The 26,241-nt window shown below is 59.3% G+C and carries 24 protein-coding genes and 2 tRNA genes; 9 read left to right on the top strand and 17 right to left on the bottom strand.

Going from position 1 to position 26,241, the window contains the following annotated elements; translation table 11 throughout:
• Nucleotides 1–708 precede the first annotated feature (708 nt).
• From WG901_RS08675 to WG901_RS08685, 3 genes are all read left to right on the top strand, one after another.
• Nucleotides 709–3,513 (top strand): glycoside hydrolase family 113, encoded by a 2,805-nt coding sequence (locus WG901_RS08675; RefSeq protein WP_339586669.1) that lies wholly within the window; start codon nucleotides 709–711, stop codon nucleotides 3,511–3,513.
• Between the two features lie 239 nt (nucleotides 3,514–3,752).
• Nucleotides 3,753–4,757, top strand: a complete 1,005-nt coding sequence (locus WG901_RS08680) for an endo-1,4-beta-xylanase (RefSeq protein WP_339587692.1) — start codon at nucleotides 3,753–3,755, stop codon at nucleotides 4,755–4,757.
• A gap of 133 nt (nucleotides 4,758–4,890) precedes the next feature.
• Nucleotides 4,891–6,027, top strand: a complete 1,137-nt coding sequence (locus tag WG901_RS08685; protein WP_339586670.1) for an endo-1,4-beta-xylanase — start codon at nucleotides 4,891–4,893, stop codon at nucleotides 6,025–6,027.
• Between the two features lie 11 nt (nucleotides 6,028–6,038).
• Here WG901_RS08685 and WG901_RS08690 read toward each other — a convergent pair whose 3' ends face one another.
• The 10 genes from WG901_RS08690 to WG901_RS08735 form a co-directional block, all read right to left on the bottom strand.
• Nucleotides 6,039–6,881: a transporter gene (locus WG901_RS08690; RefSeq protein ID WP_339586671.1), complete on the bottom strand. Its 843-nt coding sequence runs from the start codon at nucleotides 6,879–6,881 to the stop codon at nucleotides 6,039–6,041.
• Complete coding sequence (locus tag WG901_RS08695) at nucleotides 6,878–8,323, bottom strand: glycosyltransferase family 2 protein (protein ID WP_339586672.1); 1,446 nt, start codon at nucleotides 8,321–8,323, stop codon at nucleotides 6,878–6,880. The genes WG901_RS08690 and WG901_RS08695 overlap by 4 nt, the downstream gene beginning before the upstream one ends.
• Nucleotides 8,324–8,344: 21 nt before the next feature.
• Entirely contained in the window at nucleotides 8,345–9,277 is a 933-nt protein-coding gene (locus tag WG901_RS08700; RefSeq protein WP_339586673.1) for a transporter, read from the bottom strand.
• A 428-nt stretch (nucleotides 9,278–9,705) separates the two neighbouring features.
• Nucleotides 9,706–10,404, bottom strand: a complete 699-nt coding sequence (locus WG901_RS08705; protein ID WP_339586674.1) for a hypothetical protein — start codon at nucleotides 10,402–10,404, stop codon at nucleotides 9,706–9,708.
• On the bottom strand, nucleotides 10,401–11,102 hold the full coding sequence (locus WG901_RS08710) for a C39 family peptidase (protein ID WP_339586675.1): 702 nt from the start codon (nucleotides 11,100–11,102) through the stop codon (nucleotides 10,401–10,403). Before WG901_RS08710 ends, WG901_RS08705 begins: the two co-directional genes overlap by 4 nt.
• An 8-nt stretch (nucleotides 11,103–11,110) precedes the next feature.
• Nucleotides 11,111–11,494: a hypothetical protein gene (locus WG901_RS08715; protein ID WP_339586676.1), complete on the bottom strand. Its 384-nt coding sequence runs from the start codon at nucleotides 11,492–11,494 to the stop codon at nucleotides 11,111–11,113.
• A 124-nt stretch (nucleotides 11,495–11,618) separates the two neighbouring features.
• Nucleotides 11,619–12,761, bottom strand: coding sequence for a hypothetical protein (locus WG901_RS08720; RefSeq protein ID WP_339586677.1), 1,143 nt, complete (start codon nucleotides 12,759–12,761; stop codon nucleotides 11,619–11,621).
• A gap of 200 nt (nucleotides 12,762–12,961) precedes the next feature.
• A complete protein-coding gene (locus WG901_RS08725) occupies nucleotides 12,962–14,080 on the bottom strand; it encodes a helix-turn-helix transcriptional regulator (protein WP_339586678.1) in 1,119 nt (372 codons plus the stop codon).
• Complete coding sequence (locus WG901_RS08730; protein WP_339586679.1) at nucleotides 14,077–15,084, bottom strand: UDP-glucuronic acid decarboxylase family protein; 1,008 nt, start codon at nucleotides 15,082–15,084, stop codon at nucleotides 14,077–14,079. Before WG901_RS08730 ends, WG901_RS08725 begins: the two co-directional genes overlap by 4 nt.
• Nucleotides 15,085–15,113: 29 nt before the next feature.
• Nucleotides 15,114–16,223 carry an NAD-dependent epimerase/dehydratase family protein gene (locus WG901_RS08735; protein WP_339586680.1) on the bottom strand — a complete coding sequence of 370 codons (1,110 nt, stop codon included), beginning with the start codon at nucleotides 16,221–16,223 and terminating at the stop codon, nucleotides 15,114–15,116.
• Between the two features lie 285 nt (nucleotides 16,224–16,508).
• Here WG901_RS08735 and WG901_RS08740 point away from each other — a divergent pair, with 285 nt between their 5' ends.
• Nucleotides 16,509–16,772: a hypothetical protein gene (locus WG901_RS08740; protein ID WP_339586681.1), complete on the top strand. Its 264-nt coding sequence runs from the start codon at nucleotides 16,509–16,511 to the stop codon at nucleotides 16,770–16,772.
• A 53-nt stretch (nucleotides 16,773–16,825) separates the two neighbouring features.
• On the opposite strand, the gene WG901_RS08745 is transcribed toward WG901_RS08740, so the two are convergent.
• Together WG901_RS08745 and WG901_RS08750 are read right to left on the bottom strand one after the other, a co-directional pair.
• A tRNA-Asn gene (locus tag WG901_RS08745) sits at nucleotides 16,826–16,900 on the bottom strand.
• 187 nt (nucleotides 16,901–17,087) lie between these two features.
• On the bottom strand, nucleotides 17,088–18,392 hold the full coding sequence (locus WG901_RS08750; RefSeq protein ID WP_339586682.1) for a UDP-glucose dehydrogenase family protein: 1,305 nt from the start codon (nucleotides 18,390–18,392) through the stop codon (nucleotides 17,088–17,090).
• A 454-nt stretch (nucleotides 18,393–18,846) separates the two neighbouring features.
• Here WG901_RS08750 and WG901_RS08755 point away from each other — a divergent pair, with 454 nt between their 5' ends.
• A complete protein-coding gene (locus WG901_RS08755) occupies nucleotides 18,847–19,110 on the top strand; it encodes a hypothetical protein (RefSeq protein ID WP_339586683.1) in 264 nt (87 codons plus the stop codon).
• Nucleotides 19,111–19,235: 125 nt separating this feature from the next.
• Here the strand turns inward: WG901_RS08755 and WG901_RS08760 are convergent, their stop codons facing one another.
• Nucleotides 19,236–19,643 carry a response regulator gene (locus WG901_RS08760; RefSeq protein ID WP_339586684.1) on the bottom strand — a complete coding sequence of 136 codons (408 nt, stop codon included), beginning with the start codon at nucleotides 19,641–19,643 and terminating at the stop codon, nucleotides 19,236–19,238.
• Nucleotides 19,644–20,579: 936 nt separating this feature from the next.
• Between WG901_RS08760 and WG901_RS08765 the strand changes: the two genes are divergently transcribed.
• Both WG901_RS08765 and WG901_RS08770 read left to right on the top strand, forming a co-directional pair.
• Entirely contained in the window at nucleotides 20,580–20,762 is a 183-nt protein-coding gene (locus WG901_RS08765; RefSeq protein WP_339586685.1) for a DUF3606 domain-containing protein, read from the top strand.
• 188 nt (nucleotides 20,763–20,950) lie between these two features.
• Nucleotides 20,951–21,238 (top strand): hypothetical protein, encoded by a 288-nt coding sequence (locus WG901_RS08770; RefSeq protein WP_339586686.1) that lies wholly within the window; start codon nucleotides 20,951–20,953, stop codon nucleotides 21,236–21,238.
• A 15-nt stretch (nucleotides 21,239–21,253) separates the two neighbouring features.
• Here the strand turns inward: WG901_RS08770 and WG901_RS08775 are convergent, their stop codons facing one another.
• The 4 genes from WG901_RS08775 to WG901_RS08790 all read right to left on the bottom strand — a co-directional run bounded on the left by WG901_RS08775 (nucleotide 21,254) and on the right by WG901_RS08790 (nucleotide 23,869).
• Complete coding sequence (locus tag WG901_RS08775) at nucleotides 21,254–21,517, bottom strand: hypothetical protein (protein WP_339586687.1); 264 nt, start codon at nucleotides 21,515–21,517, stop codon at nucleotides 21,254–21,256.
• A gap of 729 nt (nucleotides 21,518–22,246) precedes the next feature.
• Entirely contained in the window at nucleotides 22,247–23,458 is a 1,212-nt protein-coding gene (locus tag WG901_RS08780; protein ID WP_339586688.1) for a tyrosine-type recombinase/integrase, read from the bottom strand.
• Nucleotides 23,459–23,620: 162 nt separating this feature from the next.
• Nucleotides 23,621–23,696, bottom strand: a tRNA-Thr gene (locus WG901_RS08785).
• Nucleotides 23,687–23,869 carry a hypothetical protein gene (locus WG901_RS08790; protein WP_339586689.1) on the bottom strand — a complete coding sequence of 61 codons (183 nt, stop codon included), beginning with the start codon at nucleotides 23,867–23,869 and terminating at the stop codon, nucleotides 23,687–23,689. The genes WG901_RS08785 and WG901_RS08790 overlap by 10 nt, the downstream gene beginning before the upstream one ends.
• Between WG901_RS08790 and WG901_RS08795 the strand changes: the two genes are divergently transcribed.
• Nucleotides 23,868–24,764 (top strand): enoyl-CoA hydratase, encoded by an 897-nt coding sequence (locus tag WG901_RS08795; RefSeq protein ID WP_339586690.1) that lies wholly within the window; start codon nucleotides 23,868–23,870, stop codon nucleotides 24,762–24,764. The two genes, WG901_RS08790 and WG901_RS08795, sit on opposite strands and share 2 nt — an antisense overlap.
• Nucleotides 24,765–24,767: 3 nt before the next feature.
• On the top strand, nucleotides 24,768–26,231 hold the full coding sequence (locus WG901_RS08800; protein WP_339586691.1) for an AMP-binding protein: 1,464 nt from the start codon (nucleotides 24,768–24,770) through the stop codon (nucleotides 26,229–26,231).
• The last annotated feature ends 10 nt before the right edge of the window (nucleotides 26,232–26,241 follow it).

Consider the following 26,241-nt stretch of genomic DNA (forward strand, 5'->3'; position numbering starts at 1 on the left):
TCCGTCGCCATTTGCGGTTAGCCGTTTCGCATGAGCGACGCAATGAGCCTCCTCGACCCATGTTTCAGAACGAGACAAGCCCTGGCTGATTCATTAAATTAAAGCACCCAATCTCCTAAACCAAACATAGTACAGTTTATCGTTTTGGTTAACGATAGCACATTGCGCATCAGATTATACAAGCATAAATTCTACCGCAGTCTAAGAGGCCCTCGCGGAATGCCTTACACAGCTCGCTTGTTATTAAATTGCCTACATCCTTATAGACATAAATCTCTTCAGTTGCCACTGAAGTCACATTCTTTAAGTTCACTAAATAAAAACCGTCATGCTTTTTTCATCAGAAATTTATATCTAATTTTATGCAGTCTATATAAAAAAATATACGATTCATCTGATGCAATATATCGTCATTCCAGCATCGAATAATGTCGCTAAACTTTTAGCCAATGCCATACCTTTATGACGATATCTCGCTACAAAAATTCAGTCTCATCGCAACCAACCATCGAGTTACTAGATATTTATTTTCCTATGTCATTCCTGAACGGACCAAATCTTCAACTTCGATCTTGTGCGAAATTCGACGAGGTCCCCGGGGTCTCTTCGCGATGTAGACGCCGTTAATCAGCGTTAACCACGGATTCGACACTCCTATTTCAGCATTTCGCTTCATTCGGGCCTCACCATTTCAGAGCGAGGCCGCACGTGAACCACCCATCCTTCGACGTACAAGGCATCAGCCTCTCAACCTTCAGCATCGACGGCTATGCCGATGACGACGTGAAAACCTATGTCGGCCTCGTAGCGGCAAGCGGCGCGAACACGGTCGTTCTGGGCAACGTTTCGTACGTCGACCTCAAAAGCAGCAAGATCACCAGCGTCATTGAGAACGGGTTTAACCAGACCGCTCGCATGGAGGACGTCGCTTCGGCGGTTAAAATCGCCAAAGAAGCAGGCCTTGAGGTAACGCTGAAGCCCCAGCTCGTCACCAATGACCCGGCCTTTGCTCGCTACACGGCTGCGTCCTGGATCAACCTGGTGAACCCGGATCTTCAGATCCAGGACCCAAAGGCGTTTTTCGCAAGCTACAAGACCCATATCCTTGAATGGGCCAAACTCGCCGAAAAGAGCGGAGCCTCGGCGCTCTCGATCGGCAACGAAATGGTCGCCGCCACGAAGCCGCAGTATACCTCATACTGGAACGACATCATCGCCTCGATCCGCGAGGTCTACAGCGGCCAGCTGACCTATGCGGCGCTGGCGCCCGTGATGGCAAATTCCAGCTCCAACGAGATCACGCAGATCGGCTTTTGGGATAAGCTCGATTTCGCAGGGTTCGACGTCTACCCGAGCCTTGCTGCCAAGAATGATCCGACCGTGGCCGATCTCAACGCCGCCTGGCGGAATTTTACGGTCTACGGCAACAAGCAGGACTACGTCGCCTTCCTCGACCAGATGGCCAAAGTGGTCGGCAAGCCGGTCGTCTTCACCGAGACCGGCGCGGCAAGCTTCGACGGTACTAGCGACCGCGTGACCACCACCGATGGCACGATCGGCACGAAGGCAGCTGTCGATTTCGGCGAACAGGCAGATTGGTGGCAGTCGTTCTTCACGACGTGGGCGACCAATCCCCCCAGTTGGCTGAAGGGAGTCTATGTTTTCAACAACGATCCTGCCGACCTCGGAAACGACTACGGTTCGCGCAGCTACAACTTCTTTGGAAAGCCCGCTGAGCAGGTCATTTCGTCATGGTTCGGCGGAGAGACGATAATCGCGGCAGGCCAACGCAATATGGCCAGCGGCCTGACGGACGATACTTTGTATCTGTACGATCCGGCAGAGAATGCCCGGATCGCCGAAAGCGGCAAGCGCGCGTCGCTCGAGACAACGCTCGAAACCGAAGTGACCATCAAGCTGACCGGTGCGCTTCTCAGTGGCTCCGCGCCCGTCATCAACGTGATCATCAATGGCCAGGACTTCGGCCAAGTGGCGCTCAAGCCCATCGACAGCGGATATGTGACGCCGCAGGGCATTCACTTTACGACGACCCAGACCTACACGTTTAGCGTTCCGACTCTCACCTCCATCAATGAGCTCAAAGTAGGCTTCGCCAGCGCTGCTTCGGTGTCCGGAGTCAGCTCCTCGACCTTCTTCCACTCGGTGACCGTCAATGGCGTCGAACTACAGAACGCAACATATTTGCCCTCTTCGGGCGGATCGTTTGCGCAAGCCCTGCCGGTCGGTGGGGCCGGCGGCACGGTAAGCCAGTGGAATGGCGGTTATACAGTGTTCGACGCGGCGCCTTGGAATGACGCGGTAGCGCGCAATGATGTTGGGACTGCCAAATCGCCGATTGCGGTCGATGGCGGCGCGGGCGTCGACGTTGTGAACGTCCTGGGATCCTTTTCGGATTACGTCGTTAAACAACTTTCGGACGGCCGCACCTCGCTGTCCGAGAACGCCGGCCTTCACCAAAATGCCGTGCTGAAAGACGTGGAATTCGTTCGATTCTTCGACAACGGTCTTTTGTCACTAAAGGACGGCGTATATGTTCCGGCTCCGGTGTCGGGCGGAACAACGCCCTCGGTGCCGGCAGTCCCGGGCTCTTCCACGGGCACGCAGCCTGTGCCTCCGACCGTTCCGACGACGCCTGTCACTCCGCCTGCTCCAGCCATCCAGCCTGTGGCCCGTGATGACAGCGTTAAGGTCAAAGCGGACGCATCGTTCGCCAACCTTTACACCCAGCTGCTGAGCAACGACACGGGCGGAACCGGTCTCAAGATTACGGGCGTCGACACGACGGGTACCCTGGGTCAGATCACCTTCGACCCCGTGACAAAGGCGCTAGCCTATTCGAGTTCGGCCGCCAGCGTGGGGCTGAAGGTTGGCGAAACGGCATCGGACAGCTTCCGCTACACCGTTACCAATGCCGAAGGTGGCACGAGTTCAGCCGTGGCACGTGTGACCCTTGAGGGCACAAGCGTTGCGTCGAAATCTTTGATCGGAACCGGCCGCGCGGACGATCTTAAGGGAACCTCTGCAAACGAGACCATCGAAGGCCGTGCAGGTAACGACACTCTGCGCGGCGGTGGCGGGGCTGACCGCCTGATCGGCGAGGCTGGGAAAGACGAACTGTTCGGCGATGATGGCAATGACATCTTGCTCGGCGGCGCTGGCAACGATCGCCTCGAGGGTGGGGCCGGCAACGATCGACTCGCTGGTGATGCTGGCAATGACATTCTCGTCGGCGGCGCTGGGGCGGACACGTTCCTATGGAACGGCGGCAAAGACGAAATTCTCGATTTCCAGGTCGGTGTTGACACTCTGATGGTCAATCCGGGAACGACGGTAAAATCGACGAAAGTCTCGGACTTCGATCGCGACGGCTCAGCGGATCTCAAGATCACGTTCAACAATGGCGGCGAAGTGATTTTGCATCACGTCGCGTTGGCCAATCTGGTGCCGGTGGTGGTGTCGCCTATCGAAATAACCTCGACGACCTGGCTCTGACGACGCTTGCGAGGAGAAGAGATGCTGCCTTCTCCTCGCATGCCCAGGTGCTGATCTGCATCGCCGCCCTTTCAGCTCGATCCCTTGTAGGTCGTCGCCAAATCCGCGAGTATCGGCGTGGCGGGCACGGCGGATCATCTATTTTGAGCACAAAGAAACTTCAGAGCTCGCGCGATTGCTATCAGCACCGATGGCGCCGTCGCGACGCCCTTGTAGGACTGGCAGCGCTGGCCGTTCCCGTGCCATCACGTGTCGGTGCGGGATCATTCTTGCAGGATGTCGCGGGCTCACGCCGAATGCTTTTCGGAGCTGCGGTCAGCGCGGCGCACCTTCGCGATGCGGCGCTATGCGAAGCGATTCTCCGCGAAACCGGATCCCTGACCGCTGAGCTTGAAATGAAATGGTCGCACGTCGAGCGACATGAGGGCCAATTCGAGTTTCAGGACGCGGATGCCGTCGCCAATTTCGCGCATGCGCACCAGAAGCGCCTTCACGGTCACGCGTTGCTTTGGCACCGAAGTATCCCAGACTGGGCCATGAAGGCGGGGCGCCTGCAGGATGACTGGGACAGCATCGAGCGGTTCGTGGCGGCGATGGCCCGGCGGTATTCCGGCGTCGAAAGCTGGGACGTCATCAACGAGCCCATCGGCCCGGCTGAACAGCCAGATGGCCTGCGGCAGTCAGCATTTCTGCATGCCTTCGGACCCGATTACATACGGCGCGCCCTGGTGTCGGCCCGTCGGCATGCGCCTAGGGCAGTCCTGTGCATCAATGAATACGGCATCGAGTACAATACGCCCGAACACGAGCGAAAGCGGCGCGGCCTCGTGCAACTCTTGGCCGAGCTACGACGCGACGGCATCCCGTTAGATTGCGTGGGCGTGCAGGCGCATCTTGACCTATCGCAGCATCACCACTTCGATCCTGCCGTGTTTGCTCGGTTCCTCGACGAATTGGGTGCGATGGGCTTGCAGGTCCGCATCAGCGAACTCGACGTGAAAGAAAAGGATTCCGATGGATCTGTGGCAGAGCGCGATCGCGCGGTTGCGGAAGCGACGCGCAGTTTCCTGAGCGTTGCCCTTCAGAACCGTGCTGTCGGTTCCATCACCTGTTGGGGCCTCTCTGATCGATACTCTTGGCTCGACGTTCCGGCCGGAAATCGTGGGCTCCCGTTCGACACTGATATGCGGCGGAAACCGATGCATTCGGCAATCCTAGACGCCCTTTCCCAACGGCAGGCTTAGATGGCGATCGAGCCTCTTAAAGACGGCGCTGCGCCCAATTCCTTAGCGGCCCGTTTACCAGCGGTGATGACCAACCGCTTAACCCAACCGTGCGATCTTTCCACGCTCCAACCTTCGGCGTGGAACGAGCTTGATGACCGCATTGATAGCCCGCCGCGACATCTTGGCTGGGATGACGGCGATGGCGTTCATTCCCGAGGGCCGAGGCATCGCCATGTCGCCTTCAAAGGCTGAGCTGAAGTCGACAGCTGTGCGACTGGGTACCGCGGTGCGTCCCGAGCAGCTTGTTGCCAGGGACAACCTCGAGCGCACGATCCGACGCGACTGCAGTCTCCTCGTCCCCGAATATCATGGACAATGGAGCGCCGTGGAATGGAACCGGGGAGAGCCATGGTATGGCAATCTCGATCTGATCACCGCTTTCGCGCGCAAGCATGACATGATGGTTCGCGGTCATTCCTTGCTTTGGGAACAGATGACACCGCAATGGGCGCGCGATGAAATGACGCGTGATCGTAGCTGGTCGACCGTCGAGCGACATTTCGCATCGCTTTTGCCGCGCTATCGCGGGAAAATGCGCGAATGGATCGTCGTCAATGAGATGATCGACACCGAAGATGGACACCGGGGCATTCGCCGCAACTCGATGCAGCGCGCCTACGGCAACGACTATATCCGCCGCGCCTTGGAAACCGCGCACGTGCTCGATCCTGATGCCAAGCTCATGATAAATGAGTTCAGCATCGAGCACGACAATCCCGGCGACGAAAGCCGCCGGAACGCTTTGCTGCGGCTAGTGGAAAAATTGAAGACCCAAGGCGCGCCCTTGCACATGGTCGGTATCCAGGGACACCTCGAGCTTGCCAAAGGCAACATCCCGCAGAAGCGGATGTCGAGGTTTCTCAGCGATCTCGTTAGTCTCGAAGTCGAGGTGGCTGTCACCGAACTCGATGTCCTTGAAGATGATCGAAGCCTGTCGCTCGACGAGCGGGATCGCCGCGTGGCGGATCTTACCGCGTCCTTTCTTGACGTGGCGCTCGACCAGCCGAAGATGACAAGCGTCGTGACCTGGTCGATGAGCGATCGTCACAGCTGGCTTCAGGAAAAGTCGCCTGAAACTGAAGCTGCGATGGCAGACGGTGTCATTGACAGTGCTGCGATCAACCGCGGTCTTCCGTACGATGCCAACCTGACGCCGAAACCGATGAATCAGGTCATTCAAGCGGCGATCGCAAAGGCAGGTCAGGCGGGCCAACCAGCCCGAGCCTGACCCGAGCTCGGTTAGAACCGCGTCCAGACGCTTGCGAAGGCGCCGCGCTCTCGCAGCGCATTACGACCATCGATCGTACCGGTGACACCCAGTTGCAGCGTTACATGCGACGAGACGTCATATGCGCCTCCAAGAAAGAGGTTATGATACCGGTGCGGCGAAGAAAAAATGCCGCTTCCCCGGCCATCGGAAATAACGTTGAAGCTGTTGGCAGTGATCAGAAATTTCTCTGACGCTCTGATACCGACAGTGGCGTCGACGTGGAATTCGTTGGGGGGCTCGCCGGCCCGCACGCGATACCCCGATTCCACGGACACGAAGCTACCCTGGCCAAAGGTATAGGCCAACTGTCCGCGAAAATCGTACTCCGCATCAGTCTGCCCGATCTGTGCCAAAGAGTTGCGCTGCGTTTGGCCTGGAATCCTGACCTTCCCCTGCAAGGAAAGAACGACATTATCGTCATTTAAAACGCGGTAGCGAGCGCCGATATCCGTGTACCCGAGGTTGGCGCTATCCGCCCCACCCTCCACGGAGATAAACCGGAAGCTCGGGGTCAGCAGCACAGTGAGGTCGTCGGTCACGCCGTACTCGCCCTGAAGATAAATCTCCGTCTTGCTGATGTCCGGAACATCTGTTGCGGCGCCGTTGTCATCGAAGATCTTGTCGCTCTTCGTGTGGATCACGCTTGTGATGACGCGACCTTGGCCAGCTGGCTGGGTGAACGCCTGGGCATGGGCAACCCCAGGCGCGATACAACATGCAACGATCAGCGCGAGCGGCCGCGACCAAACCCCCATCATTCTACTCCTAATCTCGATTTGGCCTTGAACCCGGCCGATCTTGACGTCGTTCATACCGCCCTGCCCGGAGGCGAACTCCGCGACGTCTCGCCAAGCCTGCGACGAACCAGTTCTGCATTCGCGTCGATCTTCTCGGTGCGCTCCCAGGTCAGGCCGTGATCTCGGCGATACATACCCCATCCGATCCAAAGCGGCACCAACCAGATGAACCACCAGATCCAGATGAAGAGCGGATTGACGCGCAGGATATAATACAGGCGGTCGCGCTTACGATCGAGGACCAGCTTCGTGCGTTTCCAGGTGAGCCAGTACTGCGATCCCATCATTATCACGTAGATCGCCATATTGATCCCGGCCAGTACGTAGGTCCATTCGGGCAAAGGACCGGTGCCATTAATCCAAGTCACCAAGGCCCAGATGCCGACAGGCAAACCGACGATATTGAAGGCCAGTGAGAGGCACGGCGCGAAGTTCAACCAAGCGCGCAACTTCTCGGTGAAGGTGAAATCCATGGCCTTGAGGGGCGTCGTCAAGCTTTGGAAGAAGCCCGCCACCCAACGCTTTCGCTGGGTGATGCCGTGACCGAATGTCTCGGGCACCTCTTCAATCAAGGGCGTCGCAATCATACCCAGTCGGCGGCCATTTTTCCAGAAACGCATGCCGACTTCCGGATCTTCGATGGCGGTCCAAGGGTTAAAGCCCCCCAGCGCGACAAGATCGGAGCCTTTGAAGAACAACCCCTTACCCAACACCCAAAAGGGGTGACGACCGTTTGCGGTCATGTGGGCGTACTTTCGGCCATCCCAGATCATATGGTCGAAAGCGTGAAAGCTAGCCGCGAGGCTGGAGTTGAGATTGCCGGCGACGTTGGTCGACTGCAGCACGTCATAATGGCGGATGCCACGCGCACCGGAGAGGAAATGGTTCGGTGCCGGCGCGCTGTCAGCGTCGATGTAGTTAAGTAGGAAATCTTCGCCACCACCGCGGCGATCCGCAATCTGGTAGAAGGCGTATATCATCTGACGAGTCTTCTTTGCGGGAAGATCGCGCTGCTTCGCTCTGTTGCCCGCATGCCACCAATAGGCTTTCGGGTTCGATTCCCACTGTGCCCACACGACCTCCCAACTCGGATCGCTCGTCGGGGGAATCGGCATGACCTTGAGGAATGTAAACTCCTCCGACAGGCGCTCCAACGAGTCGATCGTGGACGCGTCGTCATGGTTTGGGATTGCGACGATCTCAAAGCGGTCCGCCGGATAGTCAAGTTTCGCAAGAGCTTTGAAGGTCGTGCGCATCGTTGTCTCAAGCTCGCGCAGGACCGGGTAGAGCAGGACGATGTAGGGAAGCGTCTCTCCCGGCGGAATCGCTTCTTCTTCGTCGACCCAATTCACTGGGCGAGTGTAGAAGTAACCCTCAACGAAGAATGAGCAGAGGTACAGGACCTGGGAGGCGATAAATAGAACGACCAATATGGTCGTCAGTAGCGAATCCGACACGCGCAGCGCCCCCTTTGTGTATTATCCACCAGACAGCAAGACCAGCGGAATACGCAACGACGTGCGCACATCCGTTGCATCCTCGGTCGCCCCAGCTTCGACCGACCAGTTGAGGCTTGCTCTGTCTGAAACTCTATAAGTCACGCCGAAAAGAAGGCGTCCAATCTGAAGTTGGCGCGACGTGGTCTGACGTTCGCCAGGCCATTCGGGCGTCGGGTCGATGAGCCGAGTACGGGTCTTGGTCCCGAACGCCCAGCTGTGGGCATACCCGATATTGAGCGTCGCCCGCTGATTGAAGGCGATACCAATGCCAGCGGATAGGGAAATCGAGTCTCCAGGATCCACGTAGCTGATGATGACCGGAGGAAGCCGTGTGTTGACGGCCTTCCCGAGATTGAACGTGTATCCGAGGGTGCCAAAGAGGACTACGGGATCACTAGGGAGGATCGCTGTTATGCTCGGAGCTATTCCGTAGAAACCAGACCCCGTCGCAGCAGCCGTCGCACGACCAAGCGAGTCGCGGGGGATCGAAAAGGGATCTCGACCGGTCGGGAGGATACCTTGCAGATTAGCGATGAGGTAGGGCGAGCCATTCTTGCCATCCCGGATCTGATATCGGGCACTGACCTCGATGTCGCCGATCCCGTTGCCTTTGACCGAGGAATCGATCGTGGCAGCCGCGTCATCGTTGGTGCTTCCCGCAATCGGGGTGACGATCGACGTGTCAGACCGGTAGACATACGGCACCCGGACGCCGACCTCTAGCCGTTTCGTAAGTCCATAGCGTAGCGAACCAGAAGCCGTCAGCACGTCCTGCCGGCTTTCGTTGATATCGAATACGCCTACCAGAATGGATTCGATTAGCTCGATACCGCGAAACACCGCGCGGCTGCGATCGGAGCGCGCATAATCGAACTGAACTTCGCCCGTCAGCTGACCTTTCCTAGAGACCACGCTTCCCTGGCTGTCCAGGACGGCGATCTCAAGGGGGCGATCAGAGTCCTCAGGTGCCTGTCCGACTCTTTCGAGAGGTGTGATTGAGGATTGCTGCGCGAGCGCCCCGGCGGCTGGAGACGTCCGATTGGGTGCGACAGGTGCGGCCGTCGCCCCTACGCTCGTTGGCGAACCGCCATTCGCAGTACGAGCGCCAGCGACAGGTGGTACACCATTGGCGTCAAGCCTCGCTCGCAGAGCCGCAATCTCGGCAGCTTGGCTGTCAATTCGCCTCGATTGTTCACGTATCAAAGCCATCGCAGCATCGAGTTGCCCTTGCACGGACGTACTCGCTGCTGGCTCGACCTGCGCGAGCGCGGGGGTAGTGATGACGAGCCCGATAGCACTAACTGTCGACCCAAAACTCAGGCGCAACCGGCTGCTCAACTTCATTGATTACGAGACCTCAGCGCATCTAGGGCAGTGTTCTCAACGCGAAACATAGCCGATCCCAAGACATCGGGGCTAGCCCCGGAGAGATTTAAGTCGATTGTGGTCTCGACGTCGATAGCCTTGTTATCTGCAGAATTCGCTACGATGCTGCCAAACGCTTGTCCCGCGAGGTGCGTCACCCGAAGCATCGTGTCATCCAGCGTGGCGGTATAGGACGAGCCAATCTTTGACAACGTCACAACACCCGCGCTTGTGACGGTCGGACCATTTGCCCCGATCTCTGAAAAGCCTGCAGGCGTGCCCTCCGCGATCTTTTCGCTCTGGCTCCCCGAACCGACCACAGGCAGGGGTACGCCAGGAGAAAATCGAAAGCCGTTCCGGTTGTCGAATTCTATGGCCACCGGAGTGGTACTCGATGTTTGAGCCTTTTGCGAAACGTTGGCATCCGCAGCGTTCTGACCAGCTGCCGGAACGTAGGCAGCAAAGGAAGCAGGTCCTTCGCTCGCCTGGAAGACCGTTCTTAGAACAATCGCACCGTCTATGGTCGTTTGGGTCTGAACCGCGAGAGCGACGTCGATGCCGTTTGGTAGGCTAAAGCCACCTCGCATCTGCGCCAATTCCTCGTCCGCAACGGGAAAAGCCGAAAAGGGCGTCGCCATCGCCTGCGAAAGCAAAAGAGGCATCAACCAGCTCATGAGATGTCACCATAAAAAGGAGCGGTTAATGAAAGCGCCTGAAGGCTGAGCGGCTCGGAGAATGGCCGCCCGACCGGCGCTCGAGCAAAGGAGACCCACTCCCCGTTCCGGTTAAACCGGGTCTTTGCCTGCAGCTGCTCGTCGTTCAAGATAAAGTACACGCCGTTCCAGACCGTTAGGAATTCCTTGCGCGGCATGGCGGTGAGACCCGAAGATGGGTCACCGACCAGGACCTCGTCCCCACGGATGCCTTTTACGACCACGAAGTGACGATAATTTTTTATGGATATGAGCGCGATACCCGGCAGCCCGGTCTTCTCGACGTCCTCCAAGGAAACCTTGTAGCCATCGGCCTGGAGACCGCGGCTCGCGAGCCAGCTCTTCATATCGAGGAGCGAGAAGCCTAACCTGCGGATCTGCGCCTGGTCGCCCCGAGCCCACATACCCCGAAAGGCGTTATCTTCACGAACGTTGAAATTGTAATGGTAGCGGAGGAGCGTTGCCAGCGCGGCAGAACCGCAGCTGAAGTCAAAACGCTGCCGCACGATGCCGGTGAAACGCATGTCTTCCACGCTGCGCAGGGCAACAGAATAGTCGCCTACCGGCGCTGCGCTTACGAAGAAGCGGACCTGATCCCGAGGGCCGGTTGCACAGCCGGCCAGTGCGCCTGCAAGCGCGACTAGCAGAAGGCCGCGCACATCGCGTCTCAAGGCTGCGCGTTGAAAGAAATATTGACGTTCATTGCGGCATTGATGGCCACGTTATTACCCGTGTTGACGTTCAGGATCGAAAGCCCCGACAGGTTCTGGAAAGCGTTGTCCGAGATCTGAGCGCTACCTGTGGTCGAGTTGTCGCCAATCGAATTCTTGGTCACACCGGCAACCTGCTCAGCGTAAGACAGCTGATTCAGATCTTCGCGTCCAGCGATCCGATGCAGTGCGCCGTCATCAATCGCGGACTCCCCGAACGGTGAGGGATCGCGCAAGCCGACGTCGAGGTTCAGAACATCGTGAGCCGCGGCGTCGAGTTCGGCGGCAGACGCGCCATATTCCAAGGAGAGGCCATTAAAACCGTCAGCAGGATTGGCCATCGCCAGTTGAGGCGTCGCAAGCGTGAGCGCGGCACTAGTAAGCGCCCTGAGGCGAAGAGCGTGCATGAGCATTCCCAACCGAAAAAAGAAAGGCCGGCACTTTAAAGGTGCCGGCCTCACTACATTAGAAGTTCACGTCGCCCGTGCGAGCGGCGATCGAAACGTTTGCGTTCTGCGAAGCACCGACACCCGTGTTCTGGTTGAGAGCCTGAACGCCGGCGAACGCCTGGAACGCGTTACCGCCAACCGAGAGCGAGTTGTCAGTGGTACCGTCCGAAGCGCTGGACGAACCGTTGAACGTCACGTTGACGCCGGTCACCAGGCTTGCGAGCGTGCTGGTGGCGACGACGGCATTGTTACCGAACGCATTCTGCGTGCGGGCGGCACCGTTGCTGACGCCCGACGAGTCCGAGTTGTCGTTGAAGCTGTCAGCAACCGAGAGAGCGAACTCCGTGTTCTGACGGTTGTCGTTCTGCTCCGAGTTGTCGTTGTTGCTGCCGTTGGTCGACGAGTTGTTGAGGCTGTCGCTGATTGCGACATCAACGTTGGTCGACTCGTCCGTAGCTTGGCCACCGTTGTTAGCAGCAACGCGGCCGCCCGAAGCGCCCGACGAGTTGTCGTTCTTCTGCGACTGGTCGTTGTTGCTGTTGTTGGTCGACTTGTTGTTTGCCACATCGGCAACAGCAAGATCAGTATTCTGCGACTGATCGTTGTTGCTGTTGTTCGTCGAGCTGTTCGAATTGTCGTTACCGCTGTTGGTGTTCGACTGATCCTTGAAGCTGTCGGTGATGCCAACGGCCAGGTCGGTGTTCTGCGACTGGTCGTTGTTGCTGCCGTTGCCCTGGTTCGAATTGTCGGACTGGTCGTTGCCCTGGTTCGAATTGTTGTTCAGGCTGTCGGTCAGCGCGACATCGGTGTTGATCGACTTGTCGTTGTTGGTGTCCGTCGCAGTGGCATTGTTGCTGCCATTGCCCTGGTTCGAATTGTCGTTGAGGCTGTCGGTCAGCGCGACATCAACCGGCACGTTGTAGTTCTGCGAATTGTTGTTGCCCGAGTTATTGCCCTGGTTCGAATTGTCCGTGGCGTTGATCGGGGTGCTGTTGTTCGAATTGACAACGTTGCCCGACAGGTTGCTGCTGCCCTGGTTGGAATTGTCCGAGCTATCGTTTTGCTGCGAGTTGTTGTTGTTCGAGTCGGACGTGGCGCTCGAGCCGCCCTGCGCTCCGTTCTGCCCGGCGCTAACATCAGCGTGGGCGATGGAGGGCATCGCGATTGCGAGCGCAGCGACTGAGCAAGCCTTAAGGAATTGAATCTTCATCTCAAACTCTCCTGGGTTTGCACACACTGCGCGGATCAGCCCCCACATGTGTGGCGCCACTCGGGCACCATTAACTAATAATAAACCTCTTTCGATTCCGCTTCCCCCGCATGGCAGGATTCGCCACCCTCAAATGGCGGTTTCGAAATTTAGTCGACCAATCGCATGTTCCGTTGCGGGACAGTCTGAACGGATGCGCGAAGCAGGAGGGCGACAAGTTCGCCCTGGCGATTCGTCCCAGTCTTTTGGAAAATTTGCTTGAGGTAAGAGCGGGCGGTGTACTCTTTGATTCCCAGCCGGTCGGCCGCTTCCGTGATGCTGTGACCTTTCACCATCAACTCGGCCACCCTGCTTTCCATCGCTGAGAGACGATGAAACTCGCATGCGGGCTTGATCGACGAGGCAAAATTACATTCCGGATCGAATATGCACAGGATAGCCGCGGCCTGGTCATTTTGCAGCGCCGAAGACCCCATCGGGTTCACAGACAACATGACAGGGCGTCCGCGTGCTCGGTTTAGCGCGATGACCGGCGCCTCTAGGGTGCTTGAGTCCCGCCCGGAAACGACATGCTCGATTGCCGCTTGGAGGCGCAGACTGTCGCTTAGGGCTGTTGCACGGATGACGTCATCGGTGAGACGCAGCGCCCTACTCTCATCACAGATCCGTTCCGCGGCATCGTTTGCAAACAATACGTTCGCATAAGCGTCGACAATCACGATTCCGACCGCGGACAGATTCGCCGCCGCCCGTAGTCGGCCTGCGGACGCCTGGCTTCTGAGGGTGACCTCGCACAGGTGGAAAAAGGGGGCCGCCTCTTCTACCAGCTCCGGCAACGCCAGCTCCAGTCGCTCCCGGCCGTAAAGGTCGTCAGCAACCGAACCGACGACGGTCACACTCCCACTCGCGAGCGGAAACTCGATCTGCAGCCAATCATCGGTGCAATCAGGCAAGCGACTCCACTGCCAACGCGGCTGCGGCTTCTCGCCGCGGGCCCAGGATCTAGCCGAAAGCGAGCGCATCACCTTCGAAACCGACAAGACGCCACTCGTGGCAATACATTTCGCCCCGGCAAGTTCATCGTGCCAGACGAATGCGACTGCGGTCGCGCCAAAGCGAACGCGCAATCCATCGGCGTAAGCCTGGAGAGGCGCCTGGACACCGTCGTCGAGGTCAACCGGCGCCGATACCGATGCCGTCCAGCCCGAAGGCGCCATGGATCGTTCTACGAACGGCGGGCGGAACGATCTACCTTGCATCTCGATCATTGGAGGACCTCCAAACCTGAGGTCACCAGCGGATCAGCGTCGCTGCCTGTTTTAAACCAAGAGATCGTGGAAGCCAGCCCTTGGTCAAGGCTGACCGTGGGCTGCCAACCCAGCACGGTTTTAGCCTTTGTGATATCGGGTCGACGACGATGGGGATCATCACAAGGCCGCGGCAGGAATTCCAGGTCGATCGGAACGCCCGTGAGCTGCGAGATCCTCTGGGCCAGCTCGAGGATGCTTACCTCTTCCGGGTTACCAAGGTTGATCGGTCCCGGCTGCTCCCCCTCATATCGCATCATGGTGATCAACCCTGCGATCATATCAGCCACGAAGCAAAAGGACCGGGTCTGGAGCCCATCGCCATAGATGGTGAGACTTCCACCGCCCTGGATTTGCTTGATGAGGTTCGAGACCACACGGCCGTCGTCGGGTGCCAGACGCGGACCATAGGTATTGAAGATCCGAACCACACGGACCTGCACACGGCCCATCCTCTCGAAATCGAATGCCAGGGTTTCCGCGGCCCGCTTGCCTTCGTCATAGCAAGCGCGTGGCCCGATAGGGTTCACATTGCCGCGATAGGTCTCGCGCTGCGGATGCTCAAGCGGTTCGCCGTAGATCTCACTCGTCGACGTAAGCAGGAAGCGGGCACCGGTGCGCTCGGCCAGTTGCAACAACTGGTGTGTGCCAAGAACGCTAGTAAGAAGAGTGTGCTCTGGGTCGCGCTGATAAATGGGAGGCGAAGCAGGACAAGCGAGATTATAAATCTCATCGAAATGTCGCTCCATTACCTCAGCGGGCAATGGGGCGGAAACATCAGCCTCAAGATAGCTGAACTTGGGATGTGTCAGCGCGCCCTCTAAGTTGGCGAGATGGCCAGACATGAAATTGTCGACACAAATGACTTCCATCCCCTGCTCGAGAAGAGCTTCACAGAGATGAGAACCAAGAAACCCGGCGCCGCCCGCTACAAGCGCGCGGCCCTTCCTCAGAATGGCGGTCATACATTCCCTCTATTTTCAGGCGGGACTGGTTATGTCACCAATCCGCGCAACTCGAGTTCATTTTTGGCTTCGCTGACCCGGTCATTTATATTTTGCGTAACCACCCATTCAGCCAAATCGACCAAACGAGCGGAAAAATCTTCTTTAGGATTGAAACCCAGGACATCGCTGGACTTCGTCACATCGGCAATACAGTGGCGGATGTCTCCGACACGACCTTTGCCAACCAATTCTGGTTCGATGCTGGACCCCATTGCCGTCGCAAGAGCCTTTGCAACGGAGTTCACCGTACGAGGCTGGCCGCTCGAGACGTTGAACACGCCATCGCATTCCGTTTTCCCTTCAAGGGCCAACACGAAAGCCCGAGCAACATCGTCAACGTGGACAAAGTCGCGAAGCTGTTCGCCATCCTCAAAAACCAAGGGCGGCTGTCCGCTTGCGATCCGCGACGCGAAAATCGCAAGCACGCCCGTGTAAGGGTTTGATAGGGCCTGTCCCGGGCCAAACACGTTCCACAAGCGCAAAGACGATGCCGTCATCCCGTAGGCGGGCGCGACCGTCATCGTCAGCTTTTCCTGGACATATTTGCCTATGGCATAAACTGATGCGAGGTTTGGACGCTTCGTCTCGGGTGTCGGAAGTGGCTTTAAGGGCCGTCCATGCGAGTCGACCGGATCCCATTGCCCAAGGGCGAGAGCAGCACCGTCTCGAACGACATCCTCCTGCACCGCGCCGTCGACGTCGATGTAAAGGCCTTCGCCATATATGCTCATCGAGGATGCAGTCACGATACGTTGAACCGGCTGCTGCGACAGGACCTCCATGAGCACGGCTGTGCCGAGGTCGTTCACCGACGTGTAGCGCTCGATCGCATACATGCTCTGACCGACGCCGACCTCAGCAGCGAGATGCACAACCCGGTCTACGCCCGCCAATGCAGCGCGTAGCGCATCCGCATCGCGAATATCGGCGAGAACACGATCGTCACTTTCAAGATCGGGCCAGCCTTGACCTGAATGAACTTGGTCGATGAGAGAATCGAGCACCCTAACCCTGCAGCCGCGCGCAGTAAGTTCGCGAACAACTGCACGACCGATGAAACCGGCGCCCCCGGTAACCAAAATCCGCTCGCCCTGCATCGAGTCTCGCTAGCCCCCTTCGACGATCGACTTGGCGCACATGCCCAACGACTCGTCGTCACTGATTTATCACACATTGCTAATCGCGCACTAGTTAGTTTCTGCCAGATCAAGTCGCCAGGCTCATTTTGACACAGCCCCTGGTGACGCATCCCCAAAACGAATAACCAACTAGGGGTGAACCTCACAGTTCATTGAAGAACATCTCGTTAATCTTGGACAAATTAACCACCGCTGAACTTTATACTTAGACAGCAATGCTGCAACTTATCCAATTCCGATATATTGATTCAGATCAAGATCTTGAACCAAGCACAGAAATTTGGAGGTGATGCGCGCGCATTCCGGTTCCAAAACGCCGCCAATCGGAAATGGTTTCAGCGGGTTACGGTAAAATTGCGTATTGCAATTCCGACGTGGCCGCTGGCCGCACATGCGGAGAGCTCCTGCGGCGCACGCATTACCCGTGATCGCCGCAGCGGGGATGCCAAAGCGAGCAGCAAAATCGAAGAGAAGTGCCACGGCCCCACTTCCGCGCTCACCGCCTGAGAGAAGACAGCAAAGGCCCGCTCAGTGGGCCGAGGCAGGCTTGGGTAATGCGCTGGCTCCCCGAGTAGGATTCGAACCTACGGCCATTCGATTAACAGTCGAATGCTCTACCGCTGAGCTATCGGGGACCATGGACGAAGCGGTGATCGTCCAGCAGCTTCTACAACACGAGGCCATCCCATCAACATCCCATTTCGAGACGCCGGAGTTTGCTATGCAACCCGTACTGTGAGCCTATCGCTGTGTCCCAGACCAAGCTTGAGGGAAAGTGCGAATTCCAACAGGATGTCAGCTGGGCGCGAGGCTTCGCGGATATCACCTGCCGATGGCGTGATAATTCATTCCCGCTGCCTCGGCTGCGCTGCGATCGTAGACGTTGCGTAAATCAACCAGAACAGGCTTTTCCTGCAGCGCTTTCATTCGCTTGAGATCAAGCGCACGGTAAGCGTTCCATTCCGTAACGATCACCGTAGCAACCGCGCCTTCGATCGCTTCCCACGGATCGTCGGTGAAGATCACGTCGTCGAGCACCTTGCGCGCCTGATCCACGCCTTCTGGATCGCAGGCGGCAATCGTCGCACCGGCATCCTGCAGCGCGCGGATGATCGCGATCGACGGCGAATCGCGCATGTCGTCGGTGTTGGGCTTGAAGGTCAGCCCCAGGATCGCGACGCGCTTGCCGCGCACGTCGCCGCCCGCCGCGGCTATGACCTTGCGGCCCATCGCGCGCTTGCGGTTGTCGTTCACCGCGACGACGGCTTCGACGATGCGCTGCGGCGCTTCGAAGTCCTGCGCGGTCTTGAGCAGGGCGATCGTATCCTTGGGGAAACACGAGCCGCCATAGCCGGGGCCGGCGTTGAGGAACTTCGAGCCGATGCGGTTGTCGAGGCCGATGCCGCGCGCGATCTCGCGCACGTCGGCGCCGACCTTCTCGCAGAGATCCGCGATCTCGTTGATGAAGGTGATCTTTGTCGCAAGGAAGGCGTTGCCCGCATACTTGGTCAGTTCCGCGCCGCGACGGCTCATCTCGACCAGCGGCGACTTGCCGCCGAGGAACAGCGGTCGGTAGATCTCGCGCATGACCTCGAGCCCGCGCTCGTCCTCGCCGCCGATGACGATCCGGTCGGGGTGCTTGAAGTCGGCGATGGCGGCGCCCTCGCGCAGGAATTCGGGGTTCGAGATCACCGCGAATTCGGCCTTGGGATTTGTCTCGCGGATGATGCGTTCAACCTCGTCGCCGGTGCCGACGGGTACGGTGGACTTGTTGACGATGACGGTGAAGCCGTCGAGCGCCTCTGCGATCTCCTGCGCGGCGCCATAGGCATAGGAGAGGTCTGCATAGCCGTCGCCACGACGCGATGGCGTGCCCACGGCGATGAATACGGCATCGGCCTGTCGCACCGCGGCGGCCAGGTCGGTGGTGAAGGACAGGCGCTTGGCCTTGACGTTGCCGGCGACGAGATGATCGAGTCGCGGTTCAAAGATGGGCACCTCGCCCGCGTTCAAGGCTGCGATCCTGGCCTCGTCCTTGTCGACGCAGGTCACGTCGTGACCAAAATCCGAGAAGCAGGCTCCTGAAACGAGCCCAACATAACCGGATCCGATCATCGTGATGCGCATGAGTAGCTCCTGGTTCAAGGATCGAACCTGCCTGGGAATTCTTCGGGCGGCAACAGATGAAGTTATGGCTTTTCAATATCGTATCAAGTTTGCGCGCGGCCGAGCCCACTGACCTGAGACGTATATCGCGGGTAACGCGAACCCGAGGTCGAGCCCGGGACTACAGACCTGGCGGCCGTGCCGACGCTTGTTGCAGCGCCGATATCCGTGGGCACGGCCACCTCGTCCCTCCCCGCAGCAAGATGTTAAATTGTTCAAGGTATTCGTGCGCCTCCGCTCTTGGAAGGCTGCCAAAATGCCCATGTCATTCACCCTGATTATGGCTCTGAAATGGGGCGTTCCGGAGATTCCTCTCGTGGCTCCTCCAGCCTTCGTTGACGCGGTTAGTGACCAAGAGCTGGCAAGTTCGAGAGCAGGGATCGGGTTGGGTCGCGTGTTGGCCGAGGAAAGGCAAATGACCTCCCACCTTCCGCTCGCTAGCGCTGGATCTGTTCGAGAAGCGCAGGACCAGTTCTGGTGGTCTTCCGTAGGCGCGAAGTACCAGCAATTGCCCGAGCAGGAGAAAGGCGCCCTGCCCCCCTTAGCCCTCGCTCTTGCTTTTTCCCCCTCTTCCGCCGGGCATTATCTATCGCTCGAGCAAGTGGAAATTACGCCGGGCGGCAGAGCAACAGTCAGCGTCAGCTTTAGTTTCGGGGAAATACGGCTTCCAACGTTCTAAGCCGGAATGGCCTTCCACCCGCTGGTCATCGGTCACGTCGTAGGGCCATCCGAATCAGATGAATGGATCACAGGCTCGCCGTGCCGTTCGGCCCGGAAAGACCGGAAAGACCGGAAATTACTGAGTCAACTGAACCCGCGACGGCGGCCTAAAGCATCAGACGTTAGCTCTAGAAGGTTGTTAATCGAAAACGGCTTCTTGAGCACCGGGATATGCTCGAACTGGGCGGGAATTTCCGCGCTAGAGTGGCCGGTGGTAAAGGCCCAAGGTATCCCGAGGTCATCGAGCCGCCGCGCAACGAGGAGCGAAGTCTGATCCTGGATTTGCAGATCCAGGATTGCCGCATCGACTTGGCAGCTTTCCAGGAGGGCCAGGGCACGGGGAACGGTCTTTGCTGGCCCTAACACGCGGTGACCGGCAAGATGGAGGGTCTCCTCTATCAGGAAGCCGTTGAGCAAATCGTCCTCTACGACGAGAATGCTCGCGGAAACTGATTGCGAGGCACTGGGATCAGATTTCGCGTTGAGTTTCATGGCGTTAGAATTGACGATTATGGTTATCAAGGCGTTAATGCTGGAGGCTCTCGACGCTTCTGTCGCACGCTTGGTCGTAGCCGTTTTCAAGGCTCGCATCCTACGCGGTACGCCTGGCCTGAGATCCCGTTGACTAAGGATGCACGTCCTTACCATGATCCATTCGCCCCGCATTTAAACTGACTCGCGAAGGCAACTGCCGAACGAGTTGGGAAAATTCGCAACGCGCTCAAGCGCGAGGGCTTCCTCAATTTTGAGGCCCGCTTCAGCGGAAAGGCGTTGTTCAAGCAGCAGAATGAGAGAATGATTAGGGGCGCGACTCGGGGGGAGGGCACGCCGTGACTCAAGTCGAACTGAATGAGATTTGGGTGAAAGCCCGCAAAGGGGGGCACCAGAATTGGGCCGCCTCTGACTTGGGGGACATCCACCTGCTACGGGCAAAGACGCCACCCTATGAAGTGTGGGAGCGGAGCGGCCCGCGAGCGGAGTGGACCCTGCAAGACACTCCTACTCTTTGAGTAACGAATTGGGTTCTCGATAGAGCACGTGCCAATCCCTCGCGACGGCTGACGCCGCCCATGCGGACCCGCGGGGGTCATGCGACGGATATAGTACCATATCGAGCGCGCCCACGTCTAAGAGCCTGGGCATGGTGATCTGAATGTCCACAGGGCCGCCATTCGGTCGCATTAGACCTAAGCGTCACCATCAAGCCTTTGGCGTGCGGTCTTCTGGACCGCGGGAAATAGCTCGCCGGGCCGATCGGTGAAGTCGGTTCGCCGAGCACATCGTCTTCGCGCAGCCATGTCGAAACGGCTTTCTCGCTCTGGTGTTTCCGGTTGCATGTGTGGAGAGGTCGTCGGGACCGCCGTGAAGAGTCAGGCGATCCCGGAACTGCTCGATTGCTGCTCTGTTGGATGGATGAAGGAGCGCACAATGTCTGACGACAAAACCAAGCAGGGCCGCGACCGGAAATTCATTGCGCGGGGCGAGCCGTACGAAGTTCGCCACTTCGCTGACACGCACGACATATCGATCGAGCTGGCTGAGAAGCTGATCAAACAGCACGGCAATAGCCGCGAAGCCCTGGACGCCGCCGCCAAGGCGATGAAGGCCTAGCCGATGCCCGTATCCGAACTGACGGCCGTAAAGCGGATTGCCCGGGTCATCGCCGCAGAGCACCTAAGCATCAACGCCGAAGGCTGAGACTTCGGTCGCCGACGAGATTGACGCTGAATGGTTCAACTACCTGGCGATGGCGGTCGCGGTACTGAAGACGATGCGCGAGCCGGACATTCTTTTGGCAAATGCCGGTGATCCTGCAATACGGACGGCGACGATTGGAGCGGCTGTCGGCGACAACGAGGGCGATGACACCGATTGAGGATGCGCCAGTTCGCGCAGATAGGAAAACTGACCAAGCTCCCCCGCCTTGTCAGATCCGCGACCAGGAGGACGATGAGGTGGCTCTGAAAGATGGCCATGTCGACTTCCCGATCGAGTCGCCTATTGAGCTGATCGGATCCTGCAACCGCCTCCTCGATGTGCTGGGCATCCCCAAGGAGGATGGCAACGTCTATGGCGTCGCCGGCTAGCAACGCAACTGGCCGCTACGCGTCGTCTTCGCCCGCCGCCTTATCGTCCATTTCAGAGTTGATGCGGTTCGCGGCCTCCTGGGCTTCGGCAAAGGTGCTATGCTCACTTAAATCACTGACCGCGCCATGTTTCAGCAGGCGAACGTGATAGCGCAAGATCCCATCGGCTGATGAGCCCTCAACAAAAACGAATGATTCCACTACGACCTCGACATTTCCCGAAGTCTTTTTAACGCATGCTATGAAACGGCTGAACGGCATATTTTTGCGCTGTTTCAAAATGGGTTAGCCGCCGGGATCGCCAAATTGCGAAAGCGATCGGCAACCCGGTATTAACGATGATGCCTCTAGGGGCGGATCGCGGGCTCGGCGTCAGCCGTGACCGGGCCCGCACCTCCACGGACGAAACACCGAAGGTCCAAGTTCGCGGAGCGCTATACTCGCGACAGCCATCGCGCGTCGCAATAGCGGTTTGTTAACCACGGGGCGCTACGACCGCTGCTGCAAGCAGGTCACGCCTTTGATCCCGTGTGGCCAGCTCCCTGCTCGAGGGTGCCTGCATCTCCAGCCAGGCACCCTTCTTTTTTGGAGCGCAAGCGCGCGAAAAGCTGACGGGCCTGTTTGACCCCAAAAAAGAGAACCCCCGCCGAAGCGAGGGCTTTGAGGTTCGCGCTGTCAACGGGTCGTGTTAGTAGCAGCGCGACATTCGAGAAGAATGCCTCGCGCCAGTGCAGTTAGCCTGGATGACTGTCAACAACCCGAAAGCTTCCGCAACGATCCAGTCCGCGAAGCCGCAGCCTTACTTTCGCGATGATTTTACAGCCCCGGGTATGCTCGGATTTGAGCTAGGGCGCCGCCTCCCGAAAGAGTGAAGGTTCTTCTGGTTCGGAGATGCGGGAATTGCGAAGCATCTCGAAGCCGTAGGCGCCGTTATGGCCAGCACATGGCTGAGAAGCTGCCGGTCAAGATGGTCGAGGAGCCTTATGCCGTGGTTTGCAGGATCTGCTGCTAGGCCGCGACGGCGACGTTCGCTTTCAAGCCGTCGAGGTAGTCCGCCCACCACTGCGCCATCTCGACGCGCTCGCTCCAATGCGCACCGCGATGGTACGCGGATCGTACGCTGTCGCGATCTTTGTGCGCCAAAGCGCGTTCGATCGCATCGGCAGACCATTTTCCAGATTCGTTCAGCAGAGTGCTCGCCATCGCCCGAAATCCGTGGGCTGTCATCTCATTACCGGAGAAGCCTAGTCGCCGGAGCGCTGCATTGACGGTGTTTTCCGACATGGATTTAGTGGACGTGCGGATAGAAGGGAAAACGTAATTGCCCCCGCCCGTGAGCTTCTGCGCCACCTTGAACAGCCGTATTGCTTGCTTCGAGAGCGGGACGACGTGCTCCTGCCGCGCTTTCATCTTTTCAGCCGGGATTCGCCAGATGGCCCTGTCGAAATCGAGCTCCCGCCATTCCGCGCGGCGAAGCTCACCCGGCCGCACAAACACGTAAGGAGATAGTTGCAGCGCGATTCGGGTAATCGACAGCCCCTGCCCTTCGTAGCCGTCCATCGCGCGTAGCAGTTCGCCGACCTTGTCGGGATCGAGAATAGCCGCCAAGTGCTTGGGCTTCGGCCGCGCGAGCGCGCCGCGCAAATCACGCGTAGGGTCGACGAGCGCGAGCTGATTGGCCACTGCGAAACGGCAAACGCTGCCGACGAATTGCAGAGCTCGGTGCGCCTTCTCATCGTTCTTCGCAGCCTCGAAAGGCCGGACGGCTTCGAGGACATCGTATGGCTTGATCTCGGAGATGGGGCGATTGCCGAGCGACTTTTGAAGGATCTTCACGAACCAGCGGCGTTTGATGATGGTGTTAGCCGCCAGACCCTCGCGTTCGTTCTTGGCGATGAAGGCCTCTGCGACAGCACTGAAGGTATTGGCGGCGCTGATCTTCGCTGCCCGGATATCCTGGCGCTTCTGCTCAGCCGGATCGATCCCGTTGGCAAGCTGCTTGCGAGCTTCATCACGGCGACCGCGCGCCTCCCGCAGGCTGATTTCAGGATATGTCCCTAACGATAGCTTCTTCTCGGTTCCGGCCAAGGTCCGGAATTTCAGCTTCCAAAGCCGCCCCCCGGCCGGAGTCACGAGAAGATAGAGGCCTTTTTCGTCGGCCGCCTTGTAGGGCTTTTCTCGCGGCTTGAGCGTGCGAATCGCGGTGTCGGTCAGTGACATTGGGGGCCTCCGTTTTCGGCGCTACCGAAAGGCCCCCACGCCGGCCCCCATTTCATCCGAATGCGGGCGAATGGGAGTGAACCCAGGCGGTCAGGCCTGGGCTAAATCTAGCGAATTTCCGGGGTTTTCTCAACCGTTCGCGGTATCTGGCGAACGGACAGGTGGTGCCGCTTAGGTGACTCGAACACCTGACCCCATCATTACGAATGATGTGCTCTACCGGCTGAGCTAAAGCGGCGTGCCCCCGGACATTGCCTTCGGCAGGGGCAGGCCTTTAGCCAGCACCTGCCTCGGGCGCAAGGGCCGTTTTGCCTGTTTTTCATTCGCGAGATCATTCTTGCCGCGCGGGCCGTCACCGATATGGTCGCGCGGACGCAAGGGGCCGATCCAGAGCCGCACGGAGAGAACCATGGCCGATACCGCCGCCAGAATCGCAGATGGGCCGCAGATCCGTTACGAAACGCCGTTCCCGAAGGTGGCGCGCATCGTTCTCGACCGGGCGGACAAGCGCAATGCCCAGGGCACGGTGATGACCTACCAGCTCGATGCGGCGATGCGCCGCGCCTGCCAGGACGATTCGATCAGCGTCATCGTCCTCGCGGCCGAGGGCGATCATTTCAGCGCCGGACACGACCTGTCGATGTCCGAAGCCCCAGCCGCGGCCGAAGCGGAGCGCGTCACGCTCTGGGGCCAGTATGGCGGGCCGGGCTGGGAAGGCATGTATGCGCGCGAGCGCGAGGTCTATCTCGAGATCACCGAGCGCTGGCGCAATGCACCCAAGCCGGTGATCGCCGCGGTCCAGGGCAGCGTCATCTCGGGCGGGCTCATGCTGATGTGGATGGCCGACATCATCGTCGCAGCCGACGACGCGCGCTTCCGTGACAACACGGGCTCGGACATGGGCGTGCCCGGGGTCGAATTCTTCAACCATCCCTTCGAGCTCGGCGTGCGCCGCGCCAAGCAGTTCCTGTTCACCGGCGGTTGGCTGTCGGCCCATGCCGCCGCCGCCGCGGGCATGGTCAACGAGGTGGTGCCGCGCGCCGACCTCCAGGATCGCGCGCTGGCGCTCGCCGAGGAGATCGCGCGGACCGATCGTTTCACGCTCAAGCTCATCAAGGATTCGATCAACACCGCGCAGGATGCGATGGGCCGCGGCGCGGCGATGAAGGCCGCTTTCGCCAACCACCAGATCGGCCACCTGCAGAACATGCTGCTCCACGGCTTTCCGATCGACGTGACCAAGCTGCCCGAATCGGTGCGCCGGCATCTCGAAGCCGCGCTGGCTGCATCCAAGACAGAGGGCTGAAAGGTGGCCGAAGTCCTGCTCGGAGACGTGCCCGCACGCAATGCCGCGCGCCTCGGCACCGACCGCTGGGCCTTGCGCCATGGCGACGCAGTGCTGTCTTGGGGCGAACTCGCCGAGCGCGCGCTGCGCCGCGCCCATGCGCTGACCGGCCAGGGCGTATCGCAGGGCGATCGTGTGGTTCTCGCGCTGCCCAACGCCAATGCCCTGTACGAATGGACTTTCGCGCTCTGGAAGCTCGGCGCGACGCCGACCGTGGTTTCCCCCCGCCTGCCCGCGACCGAGCTCGAGGCGATCGTCGCGCTGGCAGAGCCGCGCGCGGTGGTCGCAGCCGATCCCGCGCTCCAGGCCGCACTGGGCGCCCTGCCCGAGCATTTCGGCCGAGACCATGCCGATGGTTCGCCGCTGGCCAGCAAAGAAGCGCCGCACTGGAAGGCGATGACCTCGGGCGGATCGACGGGGCGTCCCAAGCTGATCGTCGACGCGCTAAGCTCGCGGATGGACGACGGCTTCCGCGGCCTCGCCATGCCCGCCGACGGGGTCATGCTGAATCCCGCGCCGCTCTATCACAACTTCCCTTTCGCGATGACCCACATGATGCTGATGCACGGCACCTCGGTCGTCGGCATGGCGAAGTTCGATGCGACCGAATTCCTCGCGCTGGTCGAGCGGTATCGCGTGCAATGGGTCAGCCTCGTACCGACAATGATGCAGCGGATTGCGCGCCTTCCCGAGGAAGCCAGGCTCGCGCACGACCTGTCCTCGCTCGAGACGGTCTGGCACACGGCGGCGCCGATCCCCGCTTCGCTCAAGCGGTTCTGGATCGACTGGCTCGGTCCAGAGCGGATCTGGGAGATGTACGGCGGCACCGAAGGCTTCTGCACGACCCAGTTGAACGGCAGCGAATGGCTCGCGCACCGAGGCTCGGTCGGCCGGCCCGCGGGTGGCGAACTGCTGATCCGCGGCGAGGACGGTGCACGATTGCCAGCGGGTGAGATCGGCGAGATCTTCATGCGCAAGGCCGGCGCGGGCGCGCCGAGCTACGCTTACGTCGGTGCCGAACCGCGGCGGCTCGACGATGGCTTCGAATCGCTCGGAGATCATGGCTGGGTCGACGACGACGGCTATCTCTACATCGCCGACCGGCGCACCGACCTGATCGTTTCCGGCGGGCACAACGTCTATCCGGCCGAAGTCGAGGGCGCGCTGCTCGAGCATCCGGCCGTCGCCGAAGCCGTGGTCATCGGCCTGCCCGACGACGATCTCGGCGCGCGCGTCCATGCGGTGGTGCGACTGGAGGACGCCGCGAATGCCGACGCCGAAGCGCTGATCGCTTTCGCGGCCGAGCGCCTGGTCGCCTACAAGCTGCCGCGGGCGGTGGAGTTCACCGGACAGCCCCTGCGCGACGAGGCCGGAAAGGTTCGCCGCGGCAAGCTGCGCGACGATCGCATAGCCCAGACGGTCGGCTAGAGGCGGCCCA

The organism is Novosphingobium anseongense, from assembly GCF_037482895.1.
Taxonomy (GTDB): domain Bacteria; phylum Pseudomonadota; class Alphaproteobacteria; order Sphingomonadales; family Sphingomonadaceae; genus Novosphingobium; species Novosphingobium anseongense.